The organism is Rhizobium sp. RU36D (assembly GCF_900176345.1).
Lineage (GTDB): Bacteria > Pseudomonadota > Alphaproteobacteria > Rhizobiales > Rhizobiaceae > Allorhizobium.
Genome location: NZ_FWXU01000021.1, coordinates 1 through 24,363, shown reverse-complemented (window position 1 = coordinate 24,363; position 24,363 = coordinate 1). Strand labels below are relative to the sequence as shown.

Genomic DNA, 24,363 nt, shown 5'->3' with positions numbered 1-24,363 from the left:
GGATGGAGCTGGAATGGGACGAGGAGAAGCGGCAGCGTAACCTGCGCGAGCGGGGCCTGGATTTTGCTGACGCTACGCGCTTCGACATGGAATCGTCGGTCACGCGCATTGATGACCGTAACGACTATGGAGAACGACGTTTCGTTAGCCTGGGTCCTCTGGACGGTCGCCTCCACGTTTTGTGTTGGACCCAAAGAGGCGATCGATTGCGCATCATTTCCTTGAGGAAAGCAAATGACCGAGAACAAAAGGCGTTCGCAGCAGCTTTCAGACGATCTTCCGCCGCTGACTGATGCGGAAGGTGAAGTTCGGGAAATGACCGAGGAGGACTTTGGCCATTTCCGTCCAACGCGGGACATTATCCCGGATGCGCTTGCGGTCTGGGAGAGGGCCCGCGGCGAACGCGGCCCACAGAAGGCGCCGGTCAAGGAACGCGTGGGCCTGAGGCTCAACCGAGATGTGGTCGAGCATTTTCGCCAGACCGGACCCGGGTGGCAGAGCCGGATCAACGCGGTGCTTGAGGATTATGTTAAGTCGGGACGAAATCGCACAGGGCGATGATCAAATGCCGACTGTCCTGCGCAAATACGGATTCCGCTTTCATTTCTATTCCGCGGATAGATATGAGCCCCCTCATATTCATATCGATGGAAATGGCGGTGAAGCGAGGTCTGGCTTGATGATGTAAGAGTTGCCGAAGCCGGTGGCTTTAGCCAAAGAGACCTTGCACGTATTGTTGTAGTTGTCGATGAACATAGGCAGCAGATGCTGGAGGCATGGAATGACTATTTTGCATGATTCCTATCCAGAGGCGGAGCGTCCGACCGAGGCATGGTGTGATCCACATACAGTTCACGTCCGCCTCGCGGATGGGCGGCAGGTATCTACACCGCTGTGGTGGTATCCTCGGCTGCTGAATGCTACGCCGGCGCAGAGCAACAACGTTCACCTTATGCTGGCAGGCGTTCATTGGCCAGACGTGGATGAGGACCTGTCAATTCGTGGCATGCTGGCGGGCTGGAAGGCTCCGGGAGCGAAAACGCCGGAAAAGGCGGCGTGACGCCCCGATGTTTGAGACCGAGGAAATGCGTCCGGTAAAGGCGTGGTGCGCGAAGGACGAGGTGCATGTAACCCTTTCCGACGGCCGCACGATCTCCGCGCCGCTTTGGTGGTATCCGTTTCTGTCAGGCCTTGATGAGCAGGGCTTGAACGAAATTGAACTGATGTATGAAGGCATCTGGTGGACAAAGGTGGATGAGGGGATCTCGGTAAAGAGCATGTTCCTTGGGATAAAGGCTCCGGGCGCGAAAGCGCCAGAGAAGGTGGCATGATGGCTAATCCCTTGCCGACATACTACTTCGTTACGGATATCGAGACGGATGGGCCGGACCCCCTAAAGCATTCCATGTTGAGCTTTGCGACAGTCGTCTTGCGCTCTGATGGTGTGGCGTGTGGCGAGTTTGAGGCTGTTCTTGCCCCACGAGCCGATCGCTCCACGGATGAGCGAACGATGGCGTGGTGGCAAACGCAGCCGGATGCCTGGACGGCCGTCACAACCAATCCCGAAGCGCCGGGCTCGGTCATGCGCCGGTTTGTAGAATGGGTAGAAGGCTTTGATGGGCAGCGGGCATTTGCCGCGCGTCCTGTTATGTTCGATGGGTTGTGGATCGATCACTACCTGAAGGTGTTCGCCGACCGCTTTCTGCTCGACGTGCCTTATTGGGGGCAATGCGTGTTCAACGCGGGACCACTTGACATCGGAACCTACATGCTAGGCGTTTTCGGCAAGACGAAACCTCAGTCGGTATCTGACAAGTTTCCTGCCGAATGGCTTGGTCACCACCCGCACACGCACAAAGCGATTGACGATGCACGCGGCTATGCCTCGCTGTTGTCGAAACTTTTCGAGGTAGCCCGGAGTCTGCCGGAAAACCCACTTGATTTTACAAGGGTAAAACAATGAAATTCACACTCTCCTGGCTGAAGGATCATCTCGAGACCGACGCCACTTTGGATCAGATCTGCGAGCGCCTCACCGCCATCGGCCTTGAGGTTGAGGATGTCGATGACAAGGCGGCCTACAAGCCCTTCGTCATCGCCAAGGTGCTCTCGGCCGAGAAGCACCCGGAAGCCGACCGGCTGAAGGTGCTGATGGTCGATGCGGGTGACGGCAAGCCGGTGCAGATCGTCTGCGGCGCGCCGAATGCCCGCGCTGGCCTCGTCGGTGCGCTCGCGCGTCCGGGCACCTATGTGCCTGGGATCGATGTCACGCTTGCCATCGGCAAGATCCGGGGCGTCGAAAGCCATGGCATGATGTGCTCCGAAAAGGAGCTCAACATCTCCGACAATCATGACGGCATCATCGACCTGCCCGAGGATGCGCCTGTCGGCACCCCATTCGCCTCCTATGCCGGGCTGGATGATCCTGTCATCGAGATCAACCTCACGCCGAACCGCCCGGACTGCACCTCCATCTACGGCATCGCCCGCGATCTCGCCGCGTCGGGCCTGGGCAAGTTGAAGGCTCCGAAAGCGCCGAGCTTCCCGGTTGATGGCGACACGCCGCACGAGGTCAAGATCGTGCTCGATGACGAGCGCCTCTGCCCCGGCTTCGCCTATCGCCTCGTGCGCGGCGTCAAGAACGGCCCGAGCCCCAAATGGATGCAGCAGCGCCTGTTGGCGATCGGCCTTCGCCCGATTTCCGCGCTGGTTGATGTCACCAACTACATGACCTTCGACCAGGGCCGACCGATGCACGTCTTCGACGCCGACAAGGTCAAGGGTGCGCTGGTGGTTCGCCGTGCGCGGGAGGGCGAGGAGATCCTCGCGCTCGACACCCGCACCTATAAACTGAACCCTGCCAACGTCATCATCGCAGATGACAACGGTCCGGAATCGATCGGCGGCATCATGGGCGGCGAGCATTCCGGCTGTGACGAGAACACCGTCAATGTGCTGATCGAATCGGCCCTGTGGGACCCGATCAACATCGCGAAATCCGGCCGCGGCCATGGCATCATCACCGATGCCCGCTACCGTTTCGAGCGCGGCGTCGATCCCGAATACATGATCCCGGGCCTGGAGCGCACCACCGAACTGGTGCTGGAGATGTGCGGCGGCACGGCAGCAGCGTCCAAGGTCGCCGGCTACAAGGGCCATCAGAAGAAGGTCGTCAGCTTCCCCTATTCCGAGGTGAAGCGCCTGACGGGCCTCACCGTCTCCAATGCCGAAGCCCGCTCGATCCTGACCGGCCTCGGCTTCGAGGTCGAGGGTGACGGCGAGGTGGTCCAGGTGGCCGTTCCCTCCTGGCGTCCCGATGTCGATGGCAAGGCCGATCTCGTGGAAGAGGTCATGCGCGTGCATGGCGTGGACAAGATCAAGCCGGAGCCGCTGGCGCCCACCGGTTCGGTGAATGGCCGCATCCTCACCACGCTGCAGGTCCGCAGCCGCGCCGCCAAGCGGGCGCTGGCCGCCCGCGGCATGCTGGAAGCCGTCACCTGGTCCTTCATCTCGGAAGACCAGGCCAAGCTGTTCGGCGGCGGCAGCGCGGCCCTGAAGCTCGCCAATCCCATTGCCGCTGATATGTCGGACATGCGCCCCTCGCTGCTGCCGGGTCTGCTCTCCGCGGCCCAGCGCAATGCCGATCGCGGTTTTGGCGATGTCGCCATTTTCGAGGTATCCGGCACCTATGAAAACGATCGGCCGGAGGGTCAGCGGCGCGTGGCCGGCGGTGTCCGCCGTGGCACGGCCTCCATGTCCGGCGCCGGCCGCATGTGGTCGAACCAGGCCAAGGGCGGCGGCAAGGCGGTCGATGTCTTCGACGCCAAGGCCGATGCGCTGGCGGTGCTGGAAGCCTGCGGCCTGCCCATGGGCAATGTGCAGATCGAAGCCGGCGCACCCGCCTGGTATCATCCCGGCCGGTCCGGCACGATCAAGGCCGGCCCCAAGGTGATCCTCGGCTATTTCGGCGAATTCCACCCCAAGACCCTGGAAGCGCTTGATGTCTCCGGCGCGCTTTGCGGCTTCGAGGTCTTCGTCGATGCCATGCCGGAGCCGAAGAAGAAGGCGACCCGCACCAAGCCGGCGCTGGATCTCTCGCCCTTCCAGATGGTCAAGCGTGACTTCGCCTTCGTCGTCGAAAAGAGCGTGGAAGCCGCAAGCCTGATCAAGGCTGCGACCAGCGCCGACCGCAAGCTCATCTCCGGCGTCAACGTCTTCGATATCTTCGAAGGCGCTTCCGTCGGCGAAGGCCGGAAGTCTGTGGCCATCGAAGTCCTGATCCAGCCGGTCGACAAGACGCTGACCGACGAGGACTTCGACGCCCTGACGAAGAAGATCGTCGCCAATGTCGAGAAGACCACGGGCGGCGCGCTCAGGGCATAATCAGCCCTTGTTATGATACCGCCATTCCTGGGTGCGGCCGCCATAGCCATAGGCGGCCGCTCTCACATCCTCGATATGGATATAGCTTTCCTCGTGCAGATCGCCGAGCAGGGCCGCAAATCCATCGAATACCGCGCGGATGTAGCGCGCCTTCTCAGGCTTCGTATTGGTTTCGTCCGTCACCTTGATGTCGAAATAGAAGCTGCTCTTTCCCTGCTCCGCCAGGGTCCGGCCGCCGACGATCCAGTCGCGGGGATCGACATAAGAAATCGCGATGGCCGTGAGGGCAGGGTCCTTGCCGAGAATTGTCTGGGTATGCTCCATCAGCAGCGCAGCGATGGCCCGCGTCAGTTCTTCGGATCGGGTGGCACTCACTTTGACATTCAGGATAGGCATACTCGTCTCCTTTGGTTAGCTATGCAACTATATGGTCGCGATCTCTCACAAATGGCCGCCGATGAACTTTGCCTGGTCGACAAACTGCCGAAAGACGTCCTCTCCCAGCCGCTGCTTCAGCTGCTGCGTCACCTCAGCGCTGGCCGCATTGAGCGGAGCCTTGAGGGGCAGTGCATCCTCGCCGGGATAGATCTCGCATTCCCGTCCGTCTCGCGGCGTGGACCTGCGCTCCACCAGCCCGCGCTTCTCCAGCCCATCCAGCGCCCGCGTCGCCGTGGCCCGCGCGATCTTCAGCGTGTCCGCCAGCTCGCTTTGCAGCATGCCCGGCCTGTCAAGCACAGCCCGCAGCATGAAGCCTTGCGACGGAGTAAGGTCGAACGGCTGGAACGCCCGCGTCCACAGGCGTTCCAATTGGCGGCCCAGCGCCACGGTGTTGAAGTAGAGGCAATGATCGAACATGGCCTTGATCGTAGCAGACTATAATTGCATATGCAACTTGTCGCGTGTGGTTATCAGCGCGCCCGGCCATGGCGCTCCGATACAACGCCACAGCACCCCAAAAACCGAAATACCTAATCCCTACGGCGCAACCCTCGCCATGGGCCTGAACCCCTGCGGCAGCCGGGCGAACATGATGAGATTGCCCGCCAGGGTCAGAACAAGTCCCAGCAGCGCCAGCGGCGTGAAATGATAATCCTCATAGAGGCTCGACAGCGTCAGTGCGACCACGGGAAACAGAACCGTGGCATAGGCGGCCTTCTGGGAGCCGATCCGCGAGACGAGCATCAGGTAGGTGGTAAACCCGACCACGGAGCCGATCACCGAGAGATAGACGAGCGCTGCCAGATAGGTTCCGTCGGGCGGCGCAATGACAGGCGTTCCGGTGACGGCCACCAGAACCAGCAGCACGATAGCGCCATAGCTCATGCCCCAGGCATTGGCGATGACAGGCGATATACCCGACGCGCTGTTGCGGCGCGATGCCATATTCCCGAGCGAAAAGAACAGTGTGCCCAGCGCCGAAAGCCCGATCCCCTTCCAGCTGTCAGAATTGACCGACGTGAACATCTCAGGCCCGAAGAGCAGGACCAGGCCGACTGCGCCGCAGCCGGCCGCCACCAGGGTGCGCGGTTTGATGCGCTCGCCAAAAAAGATCCGGGCATTCACGGCGTTGTAGACCGTGGCCAGCGAGAACACGACCGAGATCAGTCCCGAAGGCACATAGCTGGCCGCATGGTAGAAGCAGAGGAAATTGCAGCAGAACAGCGAAAGCGCCTGGACGATGATAAACGGCTGTTGCCGCAGTGACGGCACGGTCAGCCGGCCTGACATCGCCAGCACGCCGACAAGCACCAGGGCCGCCAGGGCAAAGCGATAGAACACCGATAGCAGCACCGGCACGGGGCCGACCTGCAAGGCGATGGCGATCCATGTCGTGCCCCAGATCAGGACGGTGGACGAGAAGAGTAGAAGATTGGTCATGCTGGAACCCCGCTTTCCCGCACACCTTGCGCCGAGGTCCTGACCTGATCTTGCACGATCTTGCGGCGAACTGTGCTAGTGCGCAGCTGATCCCTCGGATTGCCTTTGGCGTCCACCGCATTGGCGGCTACAATGCCCGGACGTCTTCCAAGGGCAAACAATGCTGCGCACCGCCACCGTCTTTGACTCGCTTTCGTCCTCGTCGCGTGCCGAGCGGCTGACGACGCTCGACCTGGGCGAGGGCAGGGCCAGTGCCATCTGGCGCAACAGCCATGATCAAATGCGCTACGAGCGGCCGGATGGCCACACCTTCAGCTGCTATCTCCGCGGTGGTGATGGCACGCGCCGCCTGGATGCCGGTAGCATCGCCGGTTGGCCGGGCGCGCTCTGCATCATGCCGCAAGGCGCCTCGTCGGAATGGGAAATCACCGATCAATTCGAATTCGTGCATCTCTATGTGGCGGATGGAGAGTTGCGGCGGCTCTATTCGGAAACCTTCGATCGCGATGCCCGCCTGATGATCTTGCCGGAGGCGACCTTTGCCGCGGCCCCGCATCTGGCGGAAGCTTTGGGCCTGCTGGCCGACGCCGCTTATGCGGACAACCGTCTGCTGGCCGAACAGGCGATCATCTCTGCGGTCACCAGGCTGTTTGCCGACCCGCGCTATGGCGGAGAGCGACGGCCGGTGCTGCGCGGCGGTCTTGCACCCGTGCTGCGCCGCCGGTTGATTGACTACATCGAGGCGCATCTGGAAAAGGTGATCACGCTGAAGGATCTGGCAGCGGTCGCTGATCTGAGTGAGTTCCACCTGCAGCGCATGTTTCGCCAGACCTGCGGCGTCACGCCCCATGATTTTATCCTGAACCGCCGCATAAACAGGGCGCGGCGGCTGCTGGCGGGCGGAGATCCCATCGCCCAGATCGCGGCCGCCTGCGGGTTCAGCAGCCAGAGCCATCTCACCCGCATGTTCCGGGCCGTGACGGGAACCACGCCATCGGCCTATCGGCAGGCCGTTCGCGACCTGCCGTAGAGCCTATTGCTGACACGTCCTACCGGTTCGCCATCTTCGTCATCTGCTCGGGATAGCGTGCCCCCGCCACCTTGGCCGGCGATAGCAGGTCACCGAGCCTGGCGAGTTCGTCCGCAGACAGCGTAATATCGGCCGCGGCGACATTCTTTTCCAGGTTGGCGATCTTGGTGGTGCCGGGGATCGGCACGATGAAATCGCCCTGCGCCAGCACCCAGGCCAGCGCCAGCTGTCCGGGCTCCACGCCCTTGTCGCGCGCCATGCCCTCCAGCAGTGTGACCAGTTCAAGGTTCGCCTCGAAATTCTCCTGCTGGAAGCGCGGCAGGGAGCGACGGAAGTCGTCCGCTGCCAGCCCGTTCAGGTTCTTCAGCGCCCCCGTCAGCATGCCGCGACCGAGCGGGCTGAACGGCACGAAGCCGATGCCGAGTTCGCGGCAGGTGTCGAGCACGCCGTTTTCTTCCGGGTCTCGGGTCCAGAGCGAATATTCGCTCTGCAGGGCTGCAATGGGGTGAACCGCATGGGCCCGGCGAATGGTCGCCGCACTCGCTTCGGAAAGTCCGATAGCCCGCACCTTGCCCTGCCGCACCAGGTCCGCCATGGCGCCCACGGTCTCCTCGATCGGCACATTGGGATCGACGCGATGCTGGTAGTAAAGGTCGATCACGTCGGTGCCGAGCCGCTTCAGCGAGGCCTCCGCCACCGCGATCACGTTTTCCGGACGGCCATCCGTGCCGGCAATGGCGCCACCCGATGTCTTGGTCGGATCCACCTTGAAGCCGAACTTGGTGGCGATCATCACCTTGTCGCGATAGGCCTTCAGCCCCTTTCCGACCAGCACTTCATTGGTATAGGGGCCATAGACCTCCGCCGTGTCGAACAGCGTCACGCCAAGTTCGACCGCGCGCGCCAGCGTCGCCATCGCACCGGACTCGTTGCCATCGGGGCTGTAGCCATGGCTCATGCCCATGCAGCCAAGACCGAGGGTTGATGTGGTGAGGGGACCGAGTTGCCTGGATTTCATGATGGCTTCCTTCCGAAAGAAATGGCGTGCGGGCGCCGTGGCGACACCCGTCTATTGGCAACATAGACCAAATCGATCCTTCCGATAACGGATGCAAATTCGACCGGGCTGTTCTAAATGATGGAACAATGAATCGGACCCAGCTTTCCCAATTGGTGGTGCTCGCCGCCGTCGCCCAGCATGAGAGCTTCCGCAAGGCGGCGGCCGAGCTTGGCATCGCGCCCTCCGCGGTCAGCCATGCCGTCACCATGCTGGAATCGAGCCTCGGCGTCCGGCTTCTGTCGCGCACCACCCGCAGCGTCCGGCCCACCCGCGAGGGCCAGCAATTGCTGGCAAGCCTTGGGCCCGCGCTGGGCGAGATCGACGCGGCGGTTGCCGCACTTGCGGATATCAGGGCCCATCCCGCCGGGCCGCTCCGGATCACCATGCCCAGGCTCGCGGCGGAAGATCTTGTGGTGCCCCGGCTCGGCGCCTTCCTGCGGCTCTATCCCGATATCGAACTCGACATATCAACCGATGACCGTTTCGAGGACATTGTCGACAAGGGCTTCGACGCCGGGCTTCGGCTCGGCGAGCATCTGGAAGCGGACATGATTGCGGTCAGGGCAAGCGGACCCTGGCGTGGCGCCATCGTTGGCTCGCCCGGTTATTTCGCGCAACATCCGCAGCCCACCCACCCCCGCGACCTGATCGGCCATCGCTGCATAAGGCGCCGCTTCGCCAGCGGCCATCTCTATCGCTGGGAGCTGGAAAAGCATGGCCGGCCGCTCGTAGTCGATGTCACCGGACCGCTGATACTGTCCGATCAAAGCCTCATCCGCGCCGCCGTGCTGGATGGTGCCGGCCTCGCCTTCGTCTTCGAGCAGCGGGTGGAAGAGGATATCCGTGAAAGCCGGTTGATCCAGGTCCTGGAAGACTGGTGCCCGCCCTTCGACGGGTTCCACATCTATTATCCCTCGCGCCGGCAGATGCGCCCGGCCCTTCGCGCCTTTGTCGATTTCTTCCGTTATGGCAGCTGATTTCGGCAAGTTTCGCAAAGAAACTCCAGGCTTCAAGCAATCTTTCTGCATTTCGGGTTGCGATTGGGGATCGAAAGGGGGTAGAGCGACAGCGGGAGGAAAGGAAACAAGATCAAGAACAAAGCCCAAGGTATAGTCTCATGAATCGTCGTTCGTTCTTCCAGAAGGCCGGTGCCGCCGGCCTCGGCGCTGCTGCGTCCGCAGCCCTGGCCGCCCCCGCCATCGCCCAGGAAAACCCCAAGATCTCCTGGCGCCTGACCTCTTCCTTCCCCAAGAGCCTTGATATCATCTATGGCGCGGCCGAGGAGATCGCCAAGAGCGTGGCGGAAGCCTCCGGCGGCAATTTCACCATTTCCACCTTTGCTGCCGGCGAAATCGTGCCGCCGCTTCAGGCTGCCGATGCCGTGGCCTCCGGCACGGTCGAAATGGCCCATACCTGCTGCTACTACTATATCGGCAAGGACAAGACCTTCGCGCTCGGAACCGCCGTTCCCTTCGGCCTCAATGCGCGCATGACCAATTCCTGGTTCTCAGTCGGCGGCGGCAACGAGCTGATCAACGAATTCCTCGCCGGCTATGGCCTTTATGCCCTGCCGGCCGGCAATACCGGCGCCCAGATGGGCGGCTGGTACCGCAAGGAAATCAAGACCATCGACGATCTCAAGGGTCTGAAGATGCGCATCGCCGGCCTGGCGGGCGAAGTCATGCAGAAGGTCGGCGTCACGCCGCAGCAGATCGCCGGCTCGGATGTCTATCCGGCGCTGGAAAAAGGCACGATCGACGCCACCGAATTCGTCGGCCCCTATGACGACCTGAAGCTCGGCTTCCAGAAGGTCGCACCCTTCTACTACTATCCCGCCTGGTGGGAAGGCGGCCCGGCCGTGCATGCCTTCTTCAACAAGGAGAAGTTCGAGGCCCTGCCGGCCAATTACAAGCGCATGCTGACCGATGCCTGCGCCGCCGCCAATGCTTCGATGCTCGCCAAATACGATGCCAAGAACGCCGGCGCCCTGCGCCAGCTGGTGGCTGACGGCGTGCAGCTGCGCCCCTTCAGCGGCGAAATCCTGGAAGCCTGCTACAAGGCCGCCCAGGAGGTCTATGCCGAGATCACCGCTGCCAACCCCACCTTCAAGAAGATCTATGACAGCCAGCAGGCCTTCAAGAAGGACGCCTATCTCTGGACGCAGGTCGCCGAATACGGCTTCGACACCTACATGATGATCCAGCAGCGCCAGGGCACGCTCTAAGCGTTTCTGGTTGTGCCATATCGATAGGCTCCGGCCCGCAACGGCCGGGGCTCACACTTCCGACTAAGCAATTCTTTCCTCCAGCCGCCCCATTCCCCCGTCATTCCGGCGAAGGCCGGAATCCAGCCACGGCGCGTCTGCGCCGTGAAAAGACTCGGTCGCAAGCGAGTTCTGATGTCTTGGAAACGGGCGGGGCGGATGCCATTGAGAACGCCCCCGCCCACCAAGCCATCTCGCTGAGGACCGCGTCTCCCGAGCGTTTACGCCGCTGCCGGACGCACCGCGATCATGCCTTCCGTCCGCGCCCGCACCTCCGGCGAGGCGAGGCAGGAGGCAACGGCCTCGTAGCCGGGCGCACCGGGATAGGCCGCCACCCGTGTCGGAGGCGCGTGATTGGCCGGGCACAGGATGATCGCTTCGTCGCGACCGATTTCCGAGAGGTCGAGGATGGATGACGAGCGTGTCATCAGGAAAAGCCGCGGACCGGTTGCTGCCCGCTGCCTAAGATAGGCGGCAATTGCCTCCTGGGTCGGCGCATCCAATCCCTGTTCCACCATGTCCACGACAAGGGCCGAACAAGGCGCTTCCAGCGCGACCAGCAGCGCTGTCAGAACAGGGTCGGCGGTGGCGCCATCATCAACCAGCCAGACAGTGATCTCAGCAATCCGCGCGGCAAGCCCAGGATCCGCCTCTAGCTCCGCCGCCGCCACGCCGTCCGTCAGCCGATCCAGCCCGACGAAGCGGGCGCCGTCCATCGTCTCGGCAATCTTCCGTGCCAGCCGCGTCTTGCCGCTACCGAGCGGCCCGATGATATAGGTGAGCCGCGGCAGGCCACGCAATTCGAACCGCTCGCCACCCCAGGGCCAGGGCAGGTCGAAGCCGACGTCGACCTCGCCCGGGTCATGGGAAAGCCGCGTGAGATCGCCAATCGCCGGCGCCTTCCCGGCGGCGAGGTCGCGGCGCACCACGCATATCCGCTCCACCGTTTCGGCAAGCAGGCGCGCCTGCGCTTCAAGCGCAGACTGACGGGTCGCCAGTGCCGCCTCCAGGCAACTCCCGTCGCCCCAAAGCACCCGCTTCACCTGGGCCAGGCTCAATCCCAGCCCGCGCAGCGCGACGATCTCCCGGCCGCGGGCCATCTGCTGCGGACCATAGGTTCGCCACCCCGCCGCCGTGCGCAGCGGCAGGAGCAGCCCGCGCTGCTCATAAACGCGCAAGGCCTTGGCGGAAACGCCAAGCTGCACTGCAGCCTCGGCGGGGTTCAGGAAAAGATCGGAAGGGCTCACGAATCACCTCGTTGTGGTTTGACCACCCCTCTATCCGGCCAGACCCAGGGTCCGGGTCAAGGGGCCGCGCTCACCCCTCCAGCCCCTTCAGCACATTAGCGACGTTCAGCCCGATCTCCGGCACCCCATAGCCGCCTTCCATGACGGTCAGCACGGGCACGCCCGTACGGCCGATCACCTCGCCCATGGTGAGAAAATCCGGGGTCTTCAGCTTAAAGAAGCTGATCGGGTCCTGCTCGAATGTATCGACGCCGAGCGACAGCACGATCGCCTCGGCGCCATAGGCAGTGATGCGTTTCAGCGCGTCCTCCAGCGCCTGGCTCCAGACGGCGTAGGGCGTGCCGGACGGCATGGGATAGTTGGCGTTCAGGCCTTCGCCATCCCCTTCGCCCGTCTCGTCGGCATAGCCCAGGAAATAGGGGAAGGCATCGGCGGGATCGCCATGCAGCGAGGCGAAGAAGATGTCGCCACGCCGGTAGGTGATGTCCTGCGTGCCATTGCCGTGGTGAAAATCGACGTCGAGGATGGCCACGCGCTTGGCGCCGTGGTCCAGCAGCCGCTGGGCCGCGACCGCGGCATTGTTGATGAAGCAGTAACCGCCGAAGAGGTCGATGCCGGCATGATGGCCCGGCGGGCGGCAGAGCGAAAAGGCGAAGCGGTTTCCGGCATTCAGCCAATCCGCGCCGGAGAGAGCGACATCCATCGATGAAAGCGCCGCCTCCCAGGTGCCGCCCGAGATCGCCGTCTCGACCGAATTGGCGTAGTAGCCCACCGCGCCGTCGATATGCTTGGGCACGCGCATGCGGCTGCGGCGATAGGCAAAGGCCGTCGGGATCGCCTCGCCCTCGAAGCCCGCCGCCTGCCAGCGCTCCCAGCAGGTCTTGAGGAAGTCCAGATAGCCCGCGTCATGCACCTTCAGCGCGGTGTCCAGCCCGTGCTCGTCAGGCGCCGCAACATCGGTGAAGCCGGCGTCTTTCACCGCGGCCAGGATCCACTCAGCCCGGAACGGCCCTTCGAATGGCTTCACCAGCAAGCCGCCGTGAAGCTCCGTCTTGGCGTCCCGCAGCTTGTGTTTTTCGGAATAGAAGACGCGCATGAAAAAGGCTTCCCGTTGTTGATTCCCGGGAAGCCTATCTTTGGCGAAGGCAGGTGCGCAAGCGGCTGATGCGCCGCCAGGCGCCTGCCATCAGGCATTACTGTACCAGACGGATGGTCTCGGTTTCGCCGCCTTCGCAGACATAGCAGCAATCGCTGCAGCTCTCGGCATTGTCAGGACCGGTGCCCCAATAGGTGCCGCGGTCGCCGGCGATCCAGGCGCCGTAGCAGATCGTTTCGCCCTGGTTGCAGGACAGCGGGATCTGCTTGGTTTCGCCGTCATCAAGATAATAGACCTGGTTGCCGCCGGGCCATACGTGATTGCGATCCTGGCTGTAGAGTTCGACTTCGACAGCGTTCGGATGGTCGTTCTGCATCATGAACGTGACGTCTGCAGCAAAAGCCGGCATCGCTGCGCCAACCATCGTGGCGGCAAGGATGGCAATGCGGGCGCCGCGGCTCAGCGCCGGGCGAAGAAAAGCGGTAGTCTGCATGAGGTGTCCCCTGGGTGCGGCACAAATCGGCCGCGCGCATTTTAGCAGGTCCCCATGCCGCCGCCAGATATGGCAAGGCCCGCCGATCGAACAATTTTGGTCACAACGCGGGGTGGACGCGTTTGTAAAACAAGGTTGTAGAGCAGTAGCGTCCGTCCGGAAACAGCGCGTAATCGGGGATCACGCCGGCCCGTTCCCAGCCCAGCCGTTCATAGATGGCCTCTGCCGGTTCGCCCGTTGCCGTGTCCAGCACCAAGAGCGAGCGCCCGTGCTGGGCGGTTCCCCGCTCGGCCGCCTCCATCAGGAGCCGCGCCAGGCCAAGCCCGCGTGCCCGCCGATGCACCAGCAGCTTCATCAGGTCGCCGCGATGCGGCTGGTTCGGCTTGGTGGCAAACCCAACCTGCACCGTTCCGACAATCTCGCCCTCATGCTCGGCGACAAAAAGCAGCGTCTCGCCACGCCGCACGGCTTCCGCCACGCCCTGCCAGAAGGGAATGCCGTCCTCCGGCGTGAAAGGAGACATGAAGCCCACCGATGCGCCCCCCTCAACGCAATCGGCCAGAACAGCGCAAAGCGCGTGCAGGGCGGCCAGGGTTTCCTCGGCGTCAAGCTGTCTGATGGTCGGCATGGGGGTCTCCGGAACGGGTATGGCAAGTGAAGAGGGAAGGGGTCAACGGCCGCCGAGATCGATGATCACGGCATAGCGGGCAGGCGTGTCGGTCGGATTGCGGAAGGCATGCACATCGCCGACATTCATGTAGAGGCAGTCGCCCTGGCGCAGCCGATGGACATCCGTCCCCACCATCATCTCGATCTCGCCGGCAAAGACCCAGACATGCTGCCACTGCACGCGGCTGGCCTGCTGCCCGGGAAAGCGCACCTCGGCGCCGGGTGGAAACTCAACCTCGACGATATCCACCCGCGAGCCGGTGCGCGGCGGCGAGACGGAGCGCCTGAGATAGCCGCTTTCCGGATCCCGCCACAGCGCCTGCTCCTCCCGCCGGGCCAGCGGCGAAACGGCCGCCGCCTCCGGCTCGAAGAAGCTCGACAACGACAGCCCCAGCGCCGAACACAGCCGTGCCAGAAGCGCGGCGGTCGGGCTCGCTTCGCCGCGTTCGATGCGCGATATCATCGCCCGGCTGACGCCGGAAAGCTCCGCCAGCTGGTCCAGCGTCAGGCCGCGCTCCGTGCGCAGGCGGCGCAGGCGATTGGCGACGGACTGCTCGAATTGGTGATCTTCCTTTTCCATTATCAGAGAATGAAATTATCTCATAATGGAGTCAAGAGGGTCTTGTGACGCGCGCGCAACCGGTTACTCTGCAGCCGGCCTGCACCGCATGGAGACGCCAGATGACCACCGTTCCCTTCACGCCCGTCGGCATCGATCACGTCGTCTTCGTCGTCGATGACATGCAGCGCGCGCTGGATTTTTATCAGGATGTGCTCGGCTGCCGCCCCGGCTACTCCTATCCGGCGCTCGGCATGGAGCAGGTCTGGTTCGGCTCGGCGCTCATCGTGCTCTGGGATATCACCCATCCCGGCGCCGCCTCCGCCGTGCCGCCTGTCGCCGGCGGCCGCAATGTCGATCATGTCTGCCTCGCGGTCAGCCCCTTCGATCATGATCAGTTGCGCAGCCACCTCAAGGCCCACAACGTGGAGATCTACCGGGAGGCATTCCACGGCGGCGCCCGCGGCATGGGCTATTCCTTCTATCTCCTCGACCCCTTCGGAAACCGGCTGGAGATCAAGGGTCCCGCGGAATATCCCGACGGCCGCGCGCAGCCCTGAGCCTCGAAGGGCCCGCGTCTATGGCTTCACCAGCCCGCCGGCATAATCAAGCGCATAGGCTTCCCGTCCATCGACCGTGATGCTCTCGCGCCCGCGGAAATGGGCGGCGTCTCCCTCGTTCCGGTCAAGATAGGTGCCATGCTCGCCGCGCCATTCGAACCCGCCCAGGAAGCGGCCTTGCTCGTAAAGCGCCGATAGAGCCGCCTTGATCGTCGCGCCGGCCCGCTCCCCATCGATCAGCTCCGGCAGCAGGATATGGCCATAATAGTTCATCGCCCAGACCGGCTCGTCCTTGAACCACAAGGCCTCCTGCCCCAGGAAGTCGGTGCCGCCAAAATAGCTGTCGAGATAGCGCCAGTCGCCCTCGGTCCAGGCGAGATCATGCGAGCCCGGCCGCGAGGACGCCGTCTTCACGCCGCCCCCGACATAGGTGGCGCTCTTGGCCTTGACGATCACGGCATCAAGCAATTCCACGTCCATAATTTCGCCCTCCAACAGGAACAAATAAAGAACAAAAATAACGAGGCGTCAAGGGACGGAGGAGACTTTCGGAACTTTGTCGCCGCGCACCGGTTACCCCGTCATGGAAAACAAAGTCAGTAGAAGGAGATAAGCATGTTGAAGTTGATCGGCGGTACGATTGGCGTGATCTTTTTGATCGGTCTGGCCGTGGTTATCGGGCTGTTGATGCTGATCTTCTGAGGCTGCCGCGCAAAGATCTGCGACATAGTCAACAAACCCTTGTATTTCCGCTTTGCGGGCCTGTTGCGCGCTGCTATATGGCGCAGCCATGAGCACAAATTCGCCCCGCACGCCGCTTGACCATATCCGCAACTTCTCGATCGTGGCCCATATCGACCACGGCAAGTCGACTTTGGCCGACCGTCTGATCCAGACGACGGGCGGCCTTGCCGAGCGTGAGATGTCGGAGCAGGTTCTGGACTCGATGGATATCGAGCGCGAACGCGGCATCACCATCAAGGCCCAGACGGTGCGCTTGCACTATAAGGCCAACAATGGCGAAACCTATATCCTGAACCTCATCGACACGCCCGGCCACGTCGACTTCGCCTATGAAGTCTCGCGATCGCTGTCGGCCTGCGAAGGCTCGTTGCTGGTCGTCGATGCCTCCCAGGGCGTGGAAGCCCAGACGCTCGCCAATGTCTATCAGGCGATCGACAACAACCACGAGATCGTCACCGTCCTCAACAAGATCGACCTGCCGGCCGCCGAGCCGGAGCGCATCAAGGAACAGATCGAGGAAGTCATCGGCATCGATGCCTCCCAGGCCGTGCTGATCTCCGCCAAGACGGGCCTCGGGATCCCTGATGTGCTGGAGGCGATTGTCCACCAGCTTCCGCCGCCGAAAAGCGAAGGCGGCGACAAAGCCCCGCTGAAGGCGCTGCTGGTCGATAGCTGGTACGATACCTATCTCGGCGTCATGGTTCTCGTGCGCATCATCGATGGCGTGCTGACCAAGGGCCAGACCATCCGCATGATGGGCACCGACGCCAAGTACACGGTCGAGCGCGTCGGCGTGCTCACCCCCAAGATGGTCGGCGTCGATAGCCTCGGTCCTGGCGAGATCGGCTTCATCACCGCCTCGATCAAGGAAGTGGCCGATACCCGCGTCGGCGATACCATCACGGAAGACAAGAAGCCGACGGCGCAGGCGCTGCCGGGCTTCAAGCCGGCCCAGCCCGTGGTGTTCTGCGGCCTGTTCCCGGTCGATGCCGCGGATTTCGAGGATCTGCGCTCCGCCATGGGCAAGCTGCGCCTCAACGACGCCTCCTTCTCCTTCGAAATGGAGTCCTCCGCCGCCCTCGGCTTCGGCTTCCGCTGCGGCTTCCTCGGCCTGCTGCATCTGGAAATCATCCAGGAGCGCCTGGAGCGCGAATTCAATCTCGACCTGATCGCCACGGCCCCCTCGGTCGTCTATCAACTCACCATGACGGATGGCACCGAGCGCGAGCTGCACAACCCCGCCGACATGCCCGACGTGGTCAAGATCGATGAAATCCGCGAGCCCTGGATCAAGGCCACGATCTTGACGCCGGACGATTATCTCGGCGGCATCCTGAAACTCTGCCAGGACCGCCGCGGCATCCAGACGGACCTAACCTATGTCGGCAAGCGCGCCATGCTCACCTATGAGCTGCCGCTCAACGAAGTCGTATTCGATTTCTACGACCGCCTGAAATCCATCTCCAAGGGCTATGCCTCGTTCGACTATCATCTTGATGGCTATCGCGAAGGCAATCTCGTGAAGATGTCGATCATGGTCAACAGCGAGCCGGTCGATGCCTTGTCCATGTTGGTCCACCGCTCCGCGGCGGAAAAGCGCGGCCGCGACATGTGCGAAAAGCTGAAGGACCTGATCCCCAGGCACATGTTCAAGATCCCGATCCAGGCCGCCATCGGCGGCAACGTGATTGCCCGCGAAACCATCTCCGCCATGCGCAAGGACGTCACCGCCAAGTGCTACGGTGGCGACGCAACCCGCAAGCGCAAACTTCTGGACAAGCAGAAGGAAGGCAAAAAGCGCATGCGCCAGTTCGGCACCGTCGACATCCCCCAGGAAGCCTTCATCGCCGCCCTGAAGATGAAGGACGATTGAGGGGTGGGGGCTAACTCTTACTAACGCTGCGCTGAATTTTGCGCTTTATCAACTCTAGCCAATCGACGAAATCGAGGAAGCTTTCCTCGCTAATCGAACGCGGAGTGACCAAAACCACTTCTCCCTCGTCGAGAGTGAATACGTCTCGCCTCATTTCGGAAGCTGCGTGACCGACAAGATCAGACATGTCACTACCGCCTTTTGGCATGTTGAGGGTGCTTGCTAAAACATGATGATCGCTAACGTCCGTGGCGCTGGCGGATACCGATTCACCTTCCGCCATCGAGTTGTCTTTAAGCTCACTAGGCCTCAGATAATGTAAGTTTGCATCGTAAACGACTAGGCAGCGGCGAGCCGCATCGCCAGTAAAGCGATAATCAAATTGTAATTGACTCCTTGCAAACGAATCCTCCGGTCGATCCGTCGACCACAGCTCAAACAATTCGGCCATAATTTTGGGCTTGAGGGCTGCTTCCGCTAGCAGCCGCTCCCTAACGCCCGGCCTCTCGTCGTTCAAAATGCGTTTTGCCGCATCAGACACCTTGATCCGGCGGTTCAGCCCACTTCCTGATGACTCAATGAGGCCGTACGCCTGAAGCGCTGCAGCATACCGCATTAACGATCCACTTGTTGGAGTTGTGCCCCATATGGATGCGACGTCGGTGACGCGAACTTCGGACAATTTTGCTGCCCCATGCAGTTTCTTTGCTAGGTCGATGGCGTTGGAAAGCTCCAAGTATGGGAAAGAAGGGCTGCGTTCTCGCCGCTGATCAACATCTGCTTCCGTTTCATGTGTCATACCGCATCTCCAAGCAACCACTGGAGGTGCTCATAGCGCATCTAACGATCTAAATCAAGGCGAATAACGTTGATAGGCTCGCTAGGCATATTGACAGGCTCGTCGCGATGTGGCGATATTTATTCCGAAAGGAGAATCGGATGAAGAGAAGACAGCTAGCCAGCCGCACCAACGAGCACCGTCGCGGTTGGCAGTAACAAGAAGGGCCACACAACAGGAAGGCTGGTACCCGACCTGAAATGTGACCCATGGTGTCAGCGGACAAGCCCTAATCCGTTGGACGAATGTACTGGGAATGCCGATATCTGAAGCGCCTTACACCTTCAGAATCGCACGTCCCGGTCTTCGTTTCAAGAGGGCAACCAATTGAAATGAAAGGATCGTTCAATGAACGACAACGATAAGCCGAGCCGTGTGCTCACCTTCGATGACGCCGTCCAAATCTGGCTTCGCAACTGGACCGGCGAGTTTCAGAACCGGATTGCGGCGAGCTTCGACGTCAATCCGGGCCGCGTGAACGAAGTTCTCAAGGAACGGAAGTTCATCGGCAGCCGCGAAGCGGCGCTTCAGAAGCGGTCAGCATGAAGAAGCGAGGTCGCTGCGAAAGCAGCGGCCTTTCTCCTCGCGATTAGAAAAGGATTCTGAAATGACAAAACGCAATCAACATGTAGTACCCCACCCGCAAGGCTGGGCCGTAAAGGGCGCTAGCGCCGAGCGGGCCACCAAGGTGGTCGAGACCCAGCGCGAAGCTATCGGCATTGCTCGAGGTATCGCGCAGAATCAGCGGTCGGAAATGCTGAGTCATGGAGAAAACGGTCGCATCCGCGAACGCAACTCTTATGGTAGCGATCCGTATCCGCCCAAGGGCTGATCATCGAAAAAACGCCAAGGCCAGTCATGCGGCCTTGGCACCCCAGCATGTTTCATGCGTTGACGCATGAAAGAGGAGCCTCCCATTGAGCGTTGCCTTCACCAAGGAAGAAAGTTCCGAGACCGCAGCGGAAACCCTGCTGCCGGATCGCCCTGTCTCGCCCCATCCCAATCTGGTGACGCAAGAGGGGTTTGGGGCGCTGGAGCGGCAGCTTGCAGAGGCGCGGGCGGCCTATGAGGCGGCGAGCACCATCGAGGATGTCAACGAGAAGCGCCGTCAGTCCGCCGGCCCGCTCCGGGATGCGCGCTATTTCGCGGCAAGGCTCAGCACCGCGCAGGTCATGCCGGCACCGGCATCGAGCGAGACGGTCGCCTTCGGCAGCACCGTGACCTTCGCCCGCGAGGATGGCCGGGTGCAGACCTATCGCATCGTCGGCGAGGATGAGGCCGATCCCAAGGCCGGATCGATTTCCTATGTCTCGCCGGTCGCCCGGGTGTTGATCGGCAAGGCGGTCGGCGACGTGCTCGAATCGTCAGGCCAGGAGCTTGAAATTCTCCGCATCGCCTGAACGCTGCCTTTGCCGGCAAACGCGCGACGCGCTATAATGCGCCATCGGAGGGATGAGACATATGACCGCCACTGTCCGCCAGTTGACCGAACTGCCCCTGGATGACGCGCTTGTCGAAGAGGCCCGCGCGCTCGGCCTTGATGTCGCCGGTGCCGCCGAGGCCGGCATCGTCAGGGCCGTCAAGGCCGAAAAGGAACGCCGCTGGAAGATCGAAAACGCCGAGGCGATCCAGGCCGCCAATGACTATGTGGCCAAGCACGGCCTGCCCTTTGCCAAGTACCGTCAGTTCTGATGGCGCGGTTCTGGGCCTATCGTGTCGGTGACGACGGCTTTGCCGTGGATTTGCAGTCCAATCTTCTCGATGGGCTGCACACCCGCGTTGTTGCCCCTCTCGTCCCCCTGCGAACCATCGTCAGGATCGCCCCCCGTCTCAATCCTCGTTTCCAGATCGAGGGCGAGACCTATGTGATGCTGACCGAGTTCATCTCAACGATCCCCACCGCCGAGATCGGTCCCGTCATCGCCGATCTCTCCCGCCATGCCGACGAGATCACCGCGGCAACGGATTTCCTGTTCCAAGGTTTTTGACGGTCCTTTCGTCGCGAAATCACACCGAAATCTCCCGCCGCTCCTTTTCCGTCACCATGGCCAGGTCCAGCACCTTCTGCAGGTTGGCGGCGTGGCGGAAGGTTGGCTCCTGGTTCTTGCCCTCGGCAATGGCGGCCACGAATTTCTGGTAGTTGGTGGCGACGGGATCCACCTCCACCTCGCGCCACACCGCCAGCTCCACGTCCTGCTCCCGGCAGGCGCGCAGCTTGGATGCGTCGGGCCGGTGGATCACTTCCAGCGCGCCCTTGTCGCCATGCACCCGAAGCCTCAGCTCGTTCAGATGGCCGGTCGCCCAGCGGCTGGCATGGATAACGCCAATGGCGCCATTGGAAAATTCCGCCGTCATGGTGAAGCTGTCATTGGCGTCGAGATTGTATTCGCCGATGCGGTTGCCGGGCGCCTTCTCGAAGGTCTTCATCCGCGCGAAGACGGAGCTGATGTCGGTCGCCGCGCCATAGCCGGCGAAGTCCAGGATATGGATGCCCACATCGCCCAGCACGCCGTTGGAGCCGTGGCTGGTGGAAAGCCGCCAGAGCCACTGCGATTCCGTCGACCAGTCGCCCCAGGCCTTGGAAACCAGCCAGCTTTGCAGGTAGGAGGCCTCGATATGGCGCACCCGGCCAATTTCGCCCGCCAGCACCATCTGCCGCGCCTTCTGCACCTGCGCCACATTGCGATAGGTGAGGTTCACCATGTTGACCACGCCGGCCTGTTCGGCGGCATCGGCCATCTCGGCGGCCTTGGCATAGGTCTCCGCCAGCGGCTTTTCGCACATCACATGCTTGCCCGCCGCAATCAGCTGCAGCGTGGTGGGATGGTGGATCCGGTCGGGCGTGACATTGGTCACCGCGTCGAATTCGCCCCAGGCGATCGCCTCGTCGAGCGAGGTAAAGGTCTCGGGGATGTCGTGGCGGGCGGCAAACGCCCGCACCTTGGCCAGGTCCACATCGACGGCGCCGACGAGCTTCACCTCGGGCACGGTGGAGAAATTCATGGCATGGGTATTGGCCATGCCGCCGGTGCCCAGCACCAGCAGTCGAAGCGGCGCCATCTCAGCGATACCCCGCTTCGCCGGCTGCATGCAGCTTCGGCCCGCGCTCGGTGATCGGCTCCAGCGCTTGCTCAACCGGCACATTCGGTGCGTCTTCCACATTCTTCAGGGCGGCCTGAGGATTATGCGCCCAGCGCACGGCGTTGATCAGCACCTGCTGGATCGTGGGGTTGTGATAGGTCGGATAGGTTTCATGGCCCGGCCGGAAATAGAAGATATTGCCCGCCCCGCGCCGCCAGGTCAGGCCGGAGCGAAACACCTCGCCGCCGGCGAACCAGGAGATGAACACGGTTTCCAGCGGTTCCGGCACGGAGAAGAACTCGCCATACATTTCCTCGTTTTCCAGCACGAACTGCTCGGGAATGCCCGCCGCGATCGGGTGGCCGGGATTGACGGTCCAGATCCGCTCCCGCTCGCCGGCCTCGCGCCATTTCAGCGCGCAGGGCGTACCCATCAGCCGCTTGAACACCTTGGCGAAATGACCCGAATGCAGCACGATCAGGCCCATGCCTTCATAGACGCGCTTGGCCACCCGCTCCACCACCGCGTCGGACACCGCGCCATGGTCCTTGTGGCCCCACCACAACAGCACGTCGGTCTCGTCGAGACGTGCCTGCGACAGCCCATGTTCGGGCTCCTGCAGCGTCGCGGTCGATGCGGAAATGTCGGGATGGCGGCTGAGAGCATCCGCGATCGTCGTATGCATGCCCTGGGGATAGAGGCCGCCCACCACGGCATTGGTATGTTCGTGGATGTTCTCGCCCCAAACAACTGTTCTGATAGTCACCTGAAATCTTCTCCTTGCCGCTGCCGCAGATGGTCAGGGCAACCATAGCCTTGGTTCGACCGGCCGCAAGATGCCAACCGGCCTGGCCATCGCGACGACGATAAAAAACCGCCTGTCATGCCAACAGGCGGTTTTGTCATTGCTGATATGGACGAATTTACGGCTGGGAGGTGCCGGGTGCGGCCGGAGCGGCATTATTGGCCGGCGGCGTTGCCGGTGCGCTCGGCTCCAGCGGACGCGTGGTCGGTGCCGTGTCCATGCTGTCGCTCGCGGCCGGCGGAGTGGTGGAAGACGTGGTAGTCGGGTCCGTCGTTGGGCCGCTCACCATCGACCAGATCGCGACACCCGCCACGATCACGGCCGCCATCGCCACCCACGGGGTCCAGCTGGTGCGCTCCGGGCGCGCCGGCATGGCCAGGTCCGGACGGGTGAGATCAGGACGGTTGAGGGCCGGATCCGGACGATTGAGGGGCGCGTCGGGGCGGTTCAGGTTCGGATCGGGATTGTTCAGATTGGGATCATAAGCCATGTCATTTCCTCCTTTGAGATGAAAAGGAAATGCGGTTTGCCAGCAATGGTTCCCGTAAACCCGCCATAAACGGGCGGTTTGCGGCCTTTATGCCCCGCCACCCGCCTCAGACGAGGCCGATGGAGCTGGAAAGCAACATGCCGGAAAACAGGCACAGCATCACCGCCGCCACCCGCGGTATCGCTAGGGGATGCCGCAGCCGCGCCGCGCGGATCAGCGTTGCCCCCGCCGCGATCCAGAGGCTCGCGACCACAAGCACGGTCGCGGCAAACAGCGCGAGATGGGGGCCGACGACATTAAACCCGCCCTGCGGCATCAGCACCAGGCCGATGATCAGGGCCTTGGGATTGAGCACGGTCGTCAGGTAGACCCGGCCCGATGTGATCAGGCCGGCCATGTCCTTGCGCTCGCCGGGCACAGGCTTCCACAGCTTGATCGCGAGATAGAGAACCCAGGCGGCCGAGGCGAGCTTCAGTGCCCCGCCGATCCGGGGATTGTCGGCAAGAAAGGCGGCGGCAAACAGCGTCACCGGCAGAATGGTCGTCAGATAGCCCGTGATTTCCGCCAGGATCAGCGGCAGCGACCGGATAAAGCCACGCTCGCCGCCGGCCATCGCCAGCAGAGTATTCGTCGGTCCCGGCGTCAGCAGCAGCAGCGCCGTGGCAAGCAAAAATCCGGTCATCTCGGGCATGGGGTCATTCCTGTCGTCATCGTCGACGCATGCTATACGCAACATCGGCAGGTCCTGGTTTGACATAGCACAAACGCTTGGCCTGCGCCTCGTCGCTCCTGGCTATCGCAGAGGATGAGATCCTCCCCAGGCGCATCGTCTCGCAGCACCGATCCCCCGGGATTTGCGGCGTTTCTCACGCCAGCCTCAAAAAAACGCAGCCCTGCCTCATCCTCGGTCTGCGACACCGCGCCATACTGTGTCCGTCCCGCCACGGATACACCGGATATGCGTTGCCGGCGAGGCGGGGCCGGTGCCCTGGAAATCAGGTCAAAACGCGGACCGGGTTTTGAGGGGCTGTGCGGAAAATGGTCTCCCTCTCGCAGTTATCTGCGGGGCGTGCCTGTGAGGCACACATGATTGGACCGGCAACTGGTCGCGCAAGCGGCCTTTCGTGACGCCGCAGGCCTGGCGACAGGACCCGTGAGCCTCAGCCCTGGGAAAGGTGCCGTCATCCGCGCAGAGAGACCACTGCTGTCCGGTTTAAATTTGGTGGACATGGCGCACGGTGTTGATTCTACTTGTGTTCGAGCGTTTGGCGACGATCTCGGACACGAAAGGGGA

Annotated in this window: 33 protein-coding genes; 17 read left to right on the top strand and 16 right to left on the bottom strand. The window is 62.3% G+C overall.

All coding sequences use genetic code 11. The annotated features are described in order from the left end of the window. Positions 1-2: 2 nt before the first annotated feature. The 7 genes from B9A97_RS21465 (at position 3) to pheT (ending at position 4,383) form a co-directional block, all read left to right on the top strand. Positions 3-293 carry a BrnT family toxin gene (locus B9A97_RS21465; protein ID WP_084367867.1) on the top strand — a complete coding sequence of 97 codons (291 nt, stop codon included), beginning with the start codon at positions 3-5 and terminating at the stop codon, positions 291-293. Further along, positions 235-561 (top strand): BrnA antitoxin family protein, encoded by a 327-nt coding sequence (locus B9A97_RS21460; RefSeq protein ID WP_084367866.1) that lies wholly within the window; start codon positions 235-237, stop codon positions 559-561. Before B9A97_RS21465 ends, B9A97_RS21460 begins: the two co-directional genes overlap by 59 nt. Then, positions 458-688 (top strand): DUF4160 domain-containing protein, encoded by a 231-nt coding sequence (locus B9A97_RS30430; RefSeq protein WP_348532420.1) that lies wholly within the window; start codon positions 458-460, stop codon positions 686-688. Before B9A97_RS21460 ends, B9A97_RS30430 begins: the two co-directional genes overlap by 104 nt. A gap of 93 nt (positions 689-781) precedes the next feature. Continuing rightward, on the top strand, positions 782-1,060 hold the full coding sequence (locus tag B9A97_RS21450) for a DUF2442 domain-containing protein (protein WP_084367865.1): 279 nt from the start codon (positions 782-784) through the stop codon (positions 1,058-1,060). 7 nt (positions 1,061-1,067) lie between these two features. After that, positions 1,068-1,331 carry a DUF2442 domain-containing protein gene (locus tag B9A97_RS21445; RefSeq protein WP_244564308.1) on the top strand — a complete coding sequence of 88 codons (264 nt, stop codon included), beginning with the start codon at positions 1,068-1,070 and terminating at the stop codon, positions 1,329-1,331. Then, the gene (locus B9A97_RS21440; protein WP_084367864.1) at positions 1,328-1,963 is read left to right on the top strand and encodes a 3'-5' exoribonuclease domain-containing protein; all 636 of its coding nucleotides are present in this window, start codon (positions 1,328-1,330) and stop codon (positions 1,961-1,963) included. Before B9A97_RS21445 ends, B9A97_RS21440 begins: the two co-directional genes overlap by 4 nt. Next, positions 1,960-4,383 (top strand): phenylalanine--tRNA ligase subunit beta, encoded by a 2,424-nt coding sequence (gene pheT / locus B9A97_RS21435; protein ID WP_084367863.1) that lies wholly within the window; start codon positions 1,960-1,962, stop codon positions 4,381-4,383. Before B9A97_RS21440 ends, pheT begins: the two co-directional genes overlap by 4 nt. On the opposite strand, the gene B9A97_RS21430 is transcribed toward pheT, so the two are convergent. The 3 genes from B9A97_RS21430 to B9A97_RS21420 form a co-directional block, all read right to left on the bottom strand. Further along, the gene (locus B9A97_RS21430) at positions 4,384-4,779 is read right to left on the bottom strand and encodes a tautomerase family protein (protein ID WP_084367862.1); all 396 of its coding nucleotides are present in this window, start codon (positions 4,777-4,779) and stop codon (positions 4,384-4,386) included. Positions 4,780-4,824: 45 nt separating this feature from the next. Beyond that, a complete protein-coding gene (locus tag B9A97_RS21425; protein ID WP_084367861.1) occupies positions 4,825-5,238 on the bottom strand; it encodes a MarR family winged helix-turn-helix transcriptional regulator in 414 nt (137 codons plus the stop codon). Between the two features lie 120 nt (positions 5,239-5,358). Continuing rightward, positions 5,359-6,261: a DMT family transporter gene (locus B9A97_RS21420; RefSeq protein ID WP_084367860.1), complete on the bottom strand. Its 903-nt coding sequence runs from the start codon at positions 6,259-6,261 to the stop codon at positions 5,359-5,361. 280 nt (positions 6,262-6,541) lie between these two features. Between B9A97_RS21420 and B9A97_RS21415 the strand changes: the two genes are divergently transcribed. Further along, the gene (locus tag B9A97_RS21415) at positions 6,542-7,291 is read left to right on the top strand and encodes a helix-turn-helix domain-containing protein (RefSeq protein WP_084367954.1); all 750 of its coding nucleotides are present in this window, start codon (positions 6,542-6,544) and stop codon (positions 7,289-7,291) included. 19 nt (positions 7,292-7,310) lie between these two features. Here B9A97_RS21415 and B9A97_RS21410 read toward each other — a convergent pair whose 3' ends face one another. Then, positions 7,311-8,309 (bottom strand): aldo/keto reductase, encoded by a 999-nt coding sequence (locus tag B9A97_RS21410; protein ID WP_084367859.1) that lies wholly within the window; start codon positions 8,307-8,309, stop codon positions 7,311-7,313. 128 nt (positions 8,310-8,437) lie between these two features. Here B9A97_RS21410 and B9A97_RS21405 point away from each other — a divergent pair, with 128 nt between their 5' ends. Next, the gene (locus B9A97_RS21405; protein WP_084367858.1) at positions 8,438-9,328 is read left to right on the top strand and encodes a LysR family transcriptional regulator; all 891 of its coding nucleotides are present in this window, start codon (positions 8,438-8,440) and stop codon (positions 9,326-9,328) included. A gap of 140 nt (positions 9,329-9,468) precedes the next feature. Continuing rightward, positions 9,469-10,575, top strand: coding sequence for a TRAP transporter substrate-binding protein (locus tag B9A97_RS21400; RefSeq protein WP_084367857.1), 1,107 nt, complete (start codon positions 9,469-9,471; stop codon positions 10,573-10,575). Positions 10,576-10,835: 260 nt separating this feature from the next. Here B9A97_RS21400 and B9A97_RS21395 read toward each other — a convergent pair whose 3' ends face one another. The 5 genes from B9A97_RS21395 to B9A97_RS21375 all read right to left on the bottom strand — a co-directional run bounded on the left by B9A97_RS21395 (position 10,836) and on the right by B9A97_RS21375 (position 14,699). Beyond that, a complete protein-coding gene (locus B9A97_RS21395; protein WP_084367856.1) occupies positions 10,836-11,861 on the bottom strand; it encodes a MerR family transcriptional regulator in 1,026 nt (341 codons plus the stop codon). 70 nt (positions 11,862-11,931) lie between these two features. Continuing rightward, a complete protein-coding gene (locus B9A97_RS21390) occupies positions 11,932-12,957 on the bottom strand; it encodes a histone deacetylase family protein (protein ID WP_084367855.1) in 1,026 nt (341 codons plus the stop codon). Positions 12,958-13,054: 97 nt separating this feature from the next. Beyond that, positions 13,055-13,381: a hypothetical protein gene (locus B9A97_RS21385; RefSeq protein ID WP_084367953.1), complete on the bottom strand. Its 327-nt coding sequence runs from the start codon at positions 13,379-13,381 to the stop codon at positions 13,055-13,057. 169 nt (positions 13,382-13,550) lie between these two features. Next, on the bottom strand, positions 13,551-14,078 hold the full coding sequence (locus tag B9A97_RS21380) for a GNAT family N-acetyltransferase (RefSeq protein ID WP_084367854.1): 528 nt from the start codon (positions 14,076-14,078) through the stop codon (positions 13,551-13,553). A 42-nt stretch (positions 14,079-14,120) separates the two neighbouring features. Then, entirely contained in the window at positions 14,121-14,699 is a 579-nt protein-coding gene (locus tag B9A97_RS21375; protein WP_179145356.1) for a helix-turn-helix domain-containing protein, read from the bottom strand. A 101-nt stretch (positions 14,700-14,800) separates the two neighbouring features. Between B9A97_RS21375 and B9A97_RS21370 the strand changes: the two genes are divergently transcribed. Beyond that, entirely contained in the window at positions 14,801-15,238 is a 438-nt protein-coding gene (locus B9A97_RS21370) for a VOC family protein (RefSeq protein ID WP_084367852.1), read from the top strand. 18 nt (positions 15,239-15,256) lie between these two features. Here the strand turns inward: B9A97_RS21370 and B9A97_RS21365 are convergent, their stop codons facing one another. Both B9A97_RS21365 and B9A97_RS29525 read right to left on the bottom strand, forming a co-directional pair. After that, positions 15,257-15,721: a DUF5680 domain-containing protein gene (locus tag B9A97_RS21365; protein ID WP_084367952.1), complete on the bottom strand. Its 465-nt coding sequence runs from the start codon at positions 15,719-15,721 to the stop codon at positions 15,257-15,259. A gap of 90 nt (positions 15,722-15,811) precedes the next feature. Continuing rightward, complete coding sequence (locus B9A97_RS29525; RefSeq protein ID WP_143530641.1) at positions 15,812-16,030, bottom strand: hypothetical protein; 219 nt, start codon at positions 16,028-16,030, stop codon at positions 15,812-15,814. On the opposite strand from B9A97_RS29525, the gene lepA reads away from it, so the two are divergent. Continuing rightward, positions 16,029-17,855 (top strand): translation elongation factor 4, encoded by a 1,827-nt coding sequence (lepA, locus tag B9A97_RS21360; RefSeq protein ID WP_084367851.1) that lies wholly within the window; start codon positions 16,029-16,031, stop codon positions 17,853-17,855. The genes B9A97_RS29525 and lepA overlap by 2 nt on opposite strands. A gap of 10 nt (positions 17,856-17,865) precedes the next feature. Here lepA and B9A97_RS21355 read toward each other — a convergent pair whose 3' ends face one another. After that, the gene (locus B9A97_RS21355) at positions 17,866-18,654 is read right to left on the bottom strand and encodes a hypothetical protein (RefSeq protein ID WP_084367850.1); all 789 of its coding nucleotides are present in this window, start codon (positions 18,652-18,654) and stop codon (positions 17,866-17,868) included. Positions 18,655-19,041: 387 nt separating this feature from the next. Between B9A97_RS21355 and B9A97_RS21350 the strand changes: the two genes are divergently transcribed. From B9A97_RS21350 to B9A97_RS21330, 5 genes are all read left to right on the top strand, one after another. Then, positions 19,042-19,239, top strand: coding sequence for a hypothetical protein (locus B9A97_RS21350; protein WP_084367849.1), 198 nt, complete (start codon positions 19,042-19,044; stop codon positions 19,237-19,239). Positions 19,240-19,300: 61 nt separating this feature from the next. Next, the gene (locus B9A97_RS21345) at positions 19,301-19,525 is read left to right on the top strand and encodes a DUF2188 domain-containing protein (RefSeq protein WP_084367848.1); all 225 of its coding nucleotides are present in this window, start codon (positions 19,301-19,303) and stop codon (positions 19,523-19,525) included. Positions 19,526-19,610: 85 nt separating this feature from the next. Next, positions 19,611-20,093 (top strand): transcription elongation factor GreA, encoded by a 483-nt coding sequence (greA, locus tag B9A97_RS21340; protein WP_084367847.1) that lies wholly within the window; start codon positions 19,611-19,613, stop codon positions 20,091-20,093. 61 nt (positions 20,094-20,154) lie between these two features. Next, the gene (locus B9A97_RS21335) at positions 20,155-20,385 is read left to right on the top strand and encodes a type II toxin-antitoxin system CcdA family antitoxin (RefSeq protein ID WP_084367846.1); all 231 of its coding nucleotides are present in this window, start codon (positions 20,155-20,157) and stop codon (positions 20,383-20,385) included. Continuing rightward, positions 20,385-20,681 (top strand): CcdB family protein, encoded by a 297-nt coding sequence (locus tag B9A97_RS21330; protein ID WP_084367845.1) that lies wholly within the window; start codon positions 20,385-20,387, stop codon positions 20,679-20,681. The genes B9A97_RS21335 and B9A97_RS21330 overlap by 1 nt, the downstream gene beginning before the upstream one ends. 19 nt (positions 20,682-20,700) lie before the next feature. On the opposite strand, the gene B9A97_RS21325 is transcribed toward B9A97_RS21330, so the two are convergent. The 4 genes from B9A97_RS21325 to B9A97_RS21310 all read right to left on the bottom strand — a co-directional run bounded on the left by B9A97_RS21325 (position 20,701) and on the right by B9A97_RS21310 (position 23,760). Continuing rightward, positions 20,701-21,753, bottom strand: a complete 1,053-nt coding sequence (locus tag B9A97_RS21325) for a Gfo/Idh/MocA family protein (protein WP_084367951.1) — start codon at positions 21,751-21,753, stop codon at positions 20,701-20,703. 1 nt (position 21,754) lies between these two features. Next, entirely contained in the window at positions 21,755-22,540 is a 786-nt protein-coding gene (locus B9A97_RS21320; protein ID WP_084367844.1) for a ThuA domain-containing protein, read from the bottom strand. Between the two features lie 157 nt (positions 22,541-22,697). Next, positions 22,698-23,069, bottom strand: a complete 372-nt coding sequence (locus B9A97_RS21315) for a hypothetical protein (protein ID WP_084367843.1) — start codon at positions 23,067-23,069, stop codon at positions 22,698-22,700. Between the two features lie 106 nt (positions 23,070-23,175). After that, positions 23,176-23,760 carry a LysE family translocator gene (locus tag B9A97_RS21310; RefSeq protein ID WP_244564307.1) on the bottom strand — a complete coding sequence of 195 codons (585 nt, stop codon included), beginning with the start codon at positions 23,758-23,760 and terminating at the stop codon, positions 23,176-23,178. Between the last annotated feature and the right edge of the window lie 603 nt (positions 23,761-24,363).

Bases quoted from the DNA above. Each gene is read 5' to 3' on its own strand.
- pheT (WP_084367863.1), top strand. From the start codon at position 1,960: ATGAAATTCACACTCTCCTGGCTGAAGGATCATCTCGAGACCGACGCC.
- B9A97_RS21465 (WP_084367867.1), top strand. From the start codon at position 3: ATGGAGCTGGAATGGGACGAGGAGAAGCGGCAGCGTAACCTGCGCGAG.
- B9A97_RS21430 (WP_084367862.1), bottom strand. From the start codon at position 4,779: ATGCCTATCCTGAATGTCAAAGTGAGTGCCACCCGATCCGAAGAACTG.
- B9A97_RS21460 (WP_084367866.1), top strand. From the start codon at position 235: ATGACCGAGAACAAAAGGCGTTCGCAGCAGCTTTCAGACGATCTTCCG.
- B9A97_RS30430 (WP_348532420.1), top strand. From the start codon at position 458: ATGTGGTCGAGCATTTTCGCCAGACCGGACCCGGGTGGCAGAGCCGGA.
- B9A97_RS21425 (WP_084367861.1), bottom strand. From the start codon at position 5,238: ATGTTCGATCATTGCCTCTACTTCAACACCGTGGCGCTGGGCCGCCAA.
- B9A97_RS29525 (WP_143530641.1), bottom strand. From the start codon at position 16,030: ATGGCTGCGCCATATAGCAGCGCGCAACAGGCCCGCAAAGCGGAAATA.
- B9A97_RS21400 (WP_084367857.1), top strand. From the start codon at position 9,469: ATGAATCGTCGTTCGTTCTTCCAGAAGGCCGGTGCCGCCGGCCTCGGC.
- B9A97_RS21450 (WP_084367865.1), top strand. From the start codon at position 782: ATGACTATTTTGCATGATTCCTATCCAGAGGCGGAGCGTCCGACCGAG.
- B9A97_RS21445 (WP_244564308.1), top strand. From the start codon at position 1,068: ATGTTTGAGACCGAGGAAATGCGTCCGGTAAAGGCGTGGTGCGCGAAG.
- B9A97_RS21385 (WP_084367953.1), bottom strand. From the start codon at position 13,381: ATGGTTGGCGCAGCGATGCCGGCTTTTGCTGCAGACGTCACGTTCATG.
- B9A97_RS21310 (WP_244564307.1), bottom strand. From the start codon at position 23,760: ATGCCCGAGATGACCGGATTTTTGCTTGCCACGGCGCTGCTGCTGCTG.
- B9A97_RS21335 (WP_084367846.1), top strand. From the start codon at position 20,155: ATGACCGCCACTGTCCGCCAGTTGACCGAACTGCCCCTGGATGACGCG.
- B9A97_RS21375 (WP_179145356.1), bottom strand. From the start codon at position 14,699: ATGGAAAAGGAAGATCACCAATTCGAGCAGTCCGTCGCCAATCGCCTG.
- B9A97_RS21345 (WP_084367848.1), top strand. From the start codon at position 19,301: ATGACAAAACGCAATCAACATGTAGTACCCCACCCGCAAGGCTGGGCC.
- B9A97_RS21355 (WP_084367850.1), bottom strand. From the start codon at position 18,654: ATGACACATGAAACGGAAGCAGATGTTGATCAGCGGCGAGAACGCAGC.
- B9A97_RS21315 (WP_084367843.1), bottom strand. From the start codon at position 23,069: ATGGCTTATGATCCCAATCTGAACAATCCCGATCCGAACCTGAACCGC.
- B9A97_RS21325 (WP_084367951.1), bottom strand. From the start codon at position 21,753: ATGGCGCCGCTTCGACTGCTGGTGCTGGGCACCGGCGGCATGGCCAAT.
- B9A97_RS21380 (WP_084367854.1), bottom strand. From the start codon at position 14,078: ATGCCGACCATCAGACAGCTTGACGCCGAGGAAACCCTGGCCGCCCTG.
- B9A97_RS21350 (WP_084367849.1), top strand. From the start codon at position 19,042: ATGAACGACAACGATAAGCCGAGCCGTGTGCTCACCTTCGATGACGCC.
- B9A97_RS21440 (WP_084367864.1), top strand. From the start codon at position 1,328: ATGATGGCTAATCCCTTGCCGACATACTACTTCGTTACGGATATCGAG.
- B9A97_RS21415 (WP_084367954.1), top strand. From the start codon at position 6,542: ATGCGCTACGAGCGGCCGGATGGCCACACCTTCAGCTGCTATCTCCGC.
- B9A97_RS21410 (WP_084367859.1), bottom strand. From the start codon at position 8,309: ATGAAATCCAGGCAACTCGGTCCCCTCACCACATCAACCCTCGGTCTT.
- lepA (WP_084367851.1), top strand. From the start codon at position 16,029: ATGAGCACAAATTCGCCCCGCACGCCGCTTGACCATATCCGCAACTTC.
- B9A97_RS21420 (WP_084367860.1), bottom strand. From the start codon at position 6,261: ATGACCAATCTTCTACTCTTCTCGTCCACCGTCCTGATCTGGGGCACG.
- B9A97_RS21390 (WP_084367855.1), bottom strand. From the start codon at position 12,957: ATGCGCGTCTTCTATTCCGAAAAACACAAGCTGCGGGACGCCAAGACG.
- B9A97_RS21405 (WP_084367858.1), top strand. From the start codon at position 8,438: ATGAATCGGACCCAGCTTTCCCAATTGGTGGTGCTCGCCGCCGTCGCC.
- B9A97_RS21370 (WP_084367852.1), top strand. From the start codon at position 14,801: ATGACCACCGTTCCCTTCACGCCCGTCGGCATCGATCACGTCGTCTTC.
- B9A97_RS21330 (WP_084367845.1), top strand. From the start codon at position 20,385: ATGGCGCGGTTCTGGGCCTATCGTGTCGGTGACGACGGCTTTGCCGTG.